General features: G+C 37.5%; 6 protein-coding genes. All 6 read left to right on the forward strand.

All coding sequences use genetic code 11. From position 1 onward, the window contains the following. The first annotated feature begins 13 nt into the window (after positions 1 to 13). Positions 14 to 1,126: a glutamine-hydrolyzing carbamoyl-phosphate synthase small subunit gene (carA, locus tag LQ227_RS25455; protein WP_230151922.1), complete on the forward strand. Its 1,113-nt coding sequence runs from the start codon at positions 14 to 16 to the stop codon at positions 1,124 to 1,126. A 75-nt stretch (positions 1,127 to 1,201) separates the two neighbouring features. Further along, complete coding sequence (locus tag LQ227_RS25460; RefSeq protein WP_230151924.1) at positions 1,202 to 2,062, forward strand: hypothetical protein; 861 nt, start codon at positions 1,202 to 1,204, stop codon at positions 2,060 to 2,062. A 96-nt stretch (positions 2,063 to 2,158) separates the two neighbouring features. Then, the gene (locus tag LQ227_RS25465; protein WP_116251357.1) at positions 2,159 to 2,923 is read left to right on the forward strand and encodes an ABC transporter ATP-binding protein; all 765 of its coding nucleotides are present in this window, start codon (positions 2,159 to 2,161) and stop codon (positions 2,921 to 2,923) included. A 178-nt stretch (positions 2,924 to 3,101) separates the two neighbouring features. Then, the gene (locus LQ227_RS25470) at positions 3,102 to 4,178 is read left to right on the forward strand and encodes an ABC transporter permease (protein ID WP_230151928.1); all 1,077 of its coding nucleotides are present in this window, start codon (positions 3,102 to 3,104) and stop codon (positions 4,176 to 4,178) included. Positions 4,179 to 4,294: 116 nt separating this feature from the next. Then, a complete protein-coding gene (locus LQ227_RS25475; protein WP_230146552.1) occupies positions 4,295 to 5,251 on the forward strand; it encodes a Fic family protein in 957 nt (318 codons plus the stop codon). Between the two features lie 55 nt (positions 5,252 to 5,306). Continuing rightward, positions 5,307 to 5,990: a hypothetical protein gene (locus LQ227_RS25480; protein ID WP_230151931.1), complete on the forward strand. Its 684-nt coding sequence runs from the start codon at positions 5,307 to 5,309 to the stop codon at positions 5,988 to 5,990. Positions 5,991 to 6,268 lie beyond the last annotated feature (278 nt).

The following is a 6,268-nucleotide window of genomic DNA, read 5'->3' on the forward strand; positions in this document are numbered from 1 at the left end:
TATTGTAATTACCATGACTAACTACACCAAGTTACCTGCGATTTTATTACTGGCCGATGGCACAGTTTTTTACGGCAAAGCGGCCGGAAAAATTGGCACCACTACTGGCGAAATTTGTTTTAATACCGGGATGACAGGTTACCAGGAAATTTTTACTGATCCAAGTTATTTTGGCCAGATAATGGTTACCACCAATGCGCATATTGGTAATTACGGTATCCACAAAGATGAAATCGAATCAGGTTCGATTAAAATTGCTGGTTTAGTCTGCAAAAATTACAACATCGTTTATAGCCGTAAAGAAGCAACAGAATCGATTCAGGATTATTTTCAGAACGACAACCTAGTTGCCATTTCTGATATCGACACACGTGCATTGGTTCGCCACATTAGAGATAAAGGTGCAATGAATGCGATTATTTCTTCTGAGATTACGGATTTAGAAGAATTAAAACAAAAATTAGCCGAAGTACCTTCAATGGAAGGTTTAGAACTTTCATCTAAAGTAAGTACAACAGAACCTTATTTTTATGGCAATCCTGACGCGAGCTTAAAAGTGGCGGCTTTGGATTTAGGTATCAAGAAAAACATTTTGCGCAGTTTCGAAAACCGCGATATCTACGTTCAGGTTTTCCCGGCTAAAACTACTTTTGCCGAAATGGAAAAATTCAGCCCTGATGGTTATTTCATTTCTAATGGCCCTGGCGATCCATCAGTGATGCCTTACGCTGTAGAAACAATCAAAGATATCCTAGCGGTAAATAAACCAATGTTCGGGATCTGTTTAGGTCACCAGTTATTGGCCGAAGCTAATGGTATCGGCACCATGAAAATGTTTAACGGTCACCGTGGATTAAACCATCCGGTAAAAAACATTATTAAAAACCACTGCGAAGTTACTTCACAAAACCACGGTTTTGGTGTAATTCCTGATGAGGTTAGAAACTCTGATAAAGTAGAGATTACACACGTTAACTTAAACGATAAATCAATCGAGGGTATCCGTGTTAAAGGTAAAAAAGCATTTTCGGTTCAATATCACCCAGAGTCTTCACCAGGTCCACACGATTCGCGTTACTTATTCGACGACTTTGTTGATGTAATGAAGGGCGAATTAACCTGGTAAACTACAAGTCTTTTTATTAAAACATTAAAACACTGCTCAATCCTATTGGCAGTGTTTTTTTATTTAAATTAAAACATGTTGAAAAATCTTTTTATTGCGTGTATTGCTGTTTCATTGTGTTTGTTCAGCTCCTGTATTTCCAGATTGTCGAGACCGGCAATTACAGGCACCATATTGGATTATCAGAACAACCCTATTGTTGGCTGTAAGGTTGGCGAAACTGCTACCGATGCAAATGGCAAATTTCACTTAAAAGAACTCCGTTATAATAAATTTTTCATATCCGAAATCTTCATGATGGAAGCCCCTCCCCTTCACTTTTCTGAAACTATAAAAAAAGAAGGATTTTTGAGTTACAACATAGAAGGACATAATACTTTTGGTGGTGGACAGGGAAAGGGAACAGCTGCTAATATCGACACGATTTACTTAAAAAGAATAAATGAAGTACTTCACGCTAAAGATTACATTTATGCGAACTGGAAATTTGCCGCGAATAAAAGCTTAGACACCCTCTATGGCACAAATGCCAATTTTAGGATTCAAAATTCAGTAACAAACAACAGGGAATTTGTAGAGAAAATACAATATGGGTTAATCTATAAATTTAACGCGACAAAGAAACCGGACACCGCGTGGCGTGCAGCATCATATGATCTAAAAACTACCTACTGGGTATCGCTTAAAACCAATGGAACCTTTGCGGGAAAAAAAGTACGCGAATACCAAAACCCCTGGAAACACAGAATGGAATATGATCGCACTTATAGAGAATCGTATGTTATTCCTGCCGATAGCATAAATACAAAAGGAGAGTTTAGATTTCTAAAAAATCAAATTGTTTTCGACGAAGCTTTTAACAAGGCTAAAAATACTTATAAAATAGATTCGATTGATCGCGATGTGATCATTTTAACCAAAAAGAGCACCAATTAATGTTTTTACCTACTACAAACATCATTTTACCGACATTTTCGATTATCCATCTACAAATTCATTCTCTATTCATTTAAAGCTGCTTACATTCGCAATATGGAAACAAAAAAAGCCATTATCAGCGTTAAAAACCTGGTAAAAAAATACGATGATTTCGTGGCCGTTCAAGGGCTTAGCTTTGAAGTTTACGAGCATGAGATTTTTGGTCTGCTTGGCCCTAATGGCGCCGGAAAAACCACTACCCTCGAAATTATTGAAACCCTAAGGGATAAAACCTCCGGCGAAATTATTGTTGATGGCTTTTCTGTCGACAAACAGCCGCAGGATATTAAACAGATTATCGGTGTACAGCTACAGGCAGCTGGTTATTATCCAAACCTGAATCTGATCGAACTGATCGAACTTTTTGCCGGTTTATATGGTGCCAACATCAAACCGATGGAAATGCTGGAGAAAGTAAACCTTCAGGATAAGGCCAAAGCCAAATACAAAGCACTTTCTGGCGGACAGAAACAGCGCTTCTCTATAGCCACTACATTAATCAACCAACCCAAAATTATTTTTTTGGATGAGCCCACTACAGGCTTAGACCCACAGGCCAGAAGAAATCTCTGGGATCTGATTATCGAAATCCGAAATGCAGGCACCACCGTTGTAATTACCACCCACTATATGGACGAGGCTGAGCAACTTTGCGATCGTGTTGCTTTTGTAGAACGCGGACAGATTATCGCGCTTGATACTCCCGATAATTTAATAGATAAATTAGTGAGCAGTGGTTTTGAGCGCAAAAAAGAGGTTAAAAAGGCCAATCTCGAAGATGTTTTCATCAACCTTACCGGCCAGGAATGGAGAGAATAATTTATTTTTTTTTTTTGAAAAGCAAAGACAGCATTACAGTTAACGTTACTCCCGCTTTCCGTTACAATCTTTTTGTAAAATCTATCAATAGGTAATAAAAACATCTAAAACAAAAAGGATTTACACTACAATCGGGTTTAAGAACATAAAAACAGTACAACTATTAATCAAATAGTAAATGAAAAAATACAATAACCTTACAGCAACCCTTGCCCTTGCCAAAGCGAGTTTCCGGTCAATTATGCGGAGCCCATCGGCAGTGGTATTTACACTTGCTTTTCCTTTGATATTCATTTTAGTCTTCGGATTTTTAGGTGGGGGTGGAACACGCATCGATGTGGGCGTAACACCAGGCTCTGATGTAAACAACCCGGTAATGGGCATGTTAGAAAAAACAGGAATGATCCGCCTGGTTAAAGATAAATCGAAAGCTGAGTTTGACAAGCTGTTAGAAAAAGGCAATGTTGATGCCATGATTGATGTACATAGAAAAGTAAATTCTACTGCTTATTCGGTCAACGTAGTTTACACCTCCGCATCAAGAGATAAAGGCGGGATTTTAAAATCGGTTTTAAACAATATTTTTTACGATAAAACATTAAAGCCTACAGTTGCAGAGATAAAAGAAAGCACCATTACTGGCCGCGAATATAAAACCATCGATTTTATACTTCCTGGGCAGTTAGGTTTCTCGCTATTAAGCACGGGTGTTTTCGGAACTGCATTCGTTTTTTTAAGTCTGCGCCAAACCCTGGTTATTAAACGCTTTTTTGCAACACCAGTAAGGCGGTCAAGCATTGTAATCGGCGAAGGTATTGCCCGTATCGGCTTTGCGTTAATCGGCGCATTATTTATCATTTTGATTGGCCATTTCTTTTTTGGCTTCACACTCGTCCATGGTGCGCTCACCGTCGTCAATATGCTTATACTGGCCACCCTTGGTGTGATTGTTTTTATGGGCTTTGGTTTTATCATTTCAGGTATTGCTAAAAACGAAAGTATGGTACCACCCATCTCGAACATCGTTACCTTACCGCAGTTTTTACTGTCAGGAACATTCTTTTCTATCGAGGCTTTCCCAAGTTGGTTACAGCCCATTAGCAGGGCTTTGCCGCTCACTTATTTAAACGATGCCTTGCGTAAAGTCGCTTTTGAGGGCTTGGGCTTATGGGACGTTAAATTCCAGATTATGATCTTATTGCTTTGGGGCATTGGTATTTATGCTGTAGCCGTAAAAGTATTTAAATGGGAATAACTGAAAAAAGGAAGTTTTTAAATGGTAGCAAATCAGCTATCATTTTTTTTGGATAAAAATCTTTAATATCGGATAAGTAAATTTTTAAATCCAACCGATAATTATTATATTTGGTTATGTGGGAATTCGATTTAAGCGATTTAGAAGAACTGCTACCTCAAATAGATAGGTTGTACGAAAAAAAAGCCAGGTTAGAAACCTCAAGGCCACTGCCTAATAGCGCGCTACACCGCATCAAAGAAGACCTCACTTTAGAATGGACTTACAACTCCAATAGCATAGAAGGAAACACCTTAAGTCTGAAAGAAACCCAAATGGTTTTACAGGAAGGCATGACCGTTAAAGGGAAATCATTGAGGGAGCATTTCGAAGCCTACAATCATGAAAAAGCCATCGATTATCTCTATACCTTAGTTAATAAAAACTATGCGCTTAGAAGTATCGATATTTTATCGCTTCATGGATTAGTGCTCAGGAGCATTGAAGATGATTATGCAGGCCGGCTAAGAAACGGCGGTGTTCGCATTGTTGGTGCAAATTTTACCCCGCCCAACGCTAACAAGGTTTCTGATCTATTAGATGAATTAGTTGACTTCGTTAATGATAATCCTTTAGACTTAAATGACATTTTACTGTCAACTATTTTTCATCATAAATTGGTTTGGATTCATCCTTTTTTTGATGGAAATGGCCGTACAGTGAGGCTTGCCATGAATTTACTGCTCATGCGCAAAGGTTTCCCACCAGCCATTATCCTCAAAAACGACAGAAAGAAATACTACGAAGCACTTAACCAAGCCAACAAGGGTAATTACCATAAGCTTTGTTTGTTAATGCTGCAGGCCATAGAGCGCTCGTTAAACATCTATATAAATGCATTGCCAGGAAACACGTACGGAGATTACGAACCAATATCGAATATTGTTTCAGAACCTGATGTTCCATACGGGCAAGAGTACGTGAGTTTGTTAGCGAGGCAGGGTAAAATAGATGCTTACAAAGAAGGTAGAGATTGGCTTACTACAAAATTGGCAGTACAAAGCTATATCAAAACACGAAAAAGAAAACGTTAACCTTTTTTAACTTTTTACAGACTGATATTGATGTAATTTTACCGAAAAATATTTAATGAAAGGCTTGATTATCTTTTGCAGTATTTTATTGATTGCCAATACTTCGAAAGCACAGTTTAAATTCTTAGCCAATAACAGTTCTGACCAATACAAGGCCAAAATTTTTGTTGATAAATGTGAAGGTAACGCTTGCAGTGGAAAAGCTACAATTATTATTTACGATAAGGCCACAGATAGAGAAGTAGACACCTTTCATTCTGAAGATTTGGATTTTGGCTTAACTGAAACCCAGAATGCCAAACTTGGATGGCTCGATCTGGGCAAATACCAAACACCTTTAATTTTTGGCGATTTTAATTTTGACGGCTCTGAAGATATTGCGATACGAAACGGTAATAATGGCGCTTATGCCAGTCCATCATACAACATTTATTTATCATCAAAAGAAAACAAGTTTCTACTTAACAAAGAACTTACCAAACTGGCTAGCGAAAACCTGGGCATGTTCGATATTGATAAAAAAACAAAACAGGTTTCTATTCATCAAAAAGATGGATGCTGTTTTGACAAAACCATCAATTATAAATATGACACTAAAAATGTACTTTACGAAGATTCATCGGTAATTGAAGATTCGAGTATTGCAGATAACGTTACGGTGATTACGCAAAAACTTGTTGATGGAAAAATAAAAAGAACCGTGCAAAAATTTAAGATGAAAGATTATTATAATCAATAAGTCGAATTTTTAACCACAGGCGCACACAGAAAACACAGATTTCTGCGTTCGTTCCCTATCATTTTCTTTTGGTAGCGTCGAGTTACGACATACCAATAAGTTTATTTTTTAGTGTCTTAGGGGGATGCTAACAATGCTATTAAGTTAAGGGTTTTTGGATTTTGAGATAGTTTTTTTTAGTATATTTATATACAATCAAAAAAGATACATGAGTTTAATTTCCAGCAATATTTCCAAGGAGAAACATATCGTTTCTCCTAAAAAAAACATGTGATTTT

Origin of the sequence: Pedobacter sp. Bi27 (assembly GCF_918698255.1) — a bacterium.
GTDB lineage: Bacteria > Bacteroidota > Bacteroidia > Sphingobacteriales > Sphingobacteriaceae > Pedobacter.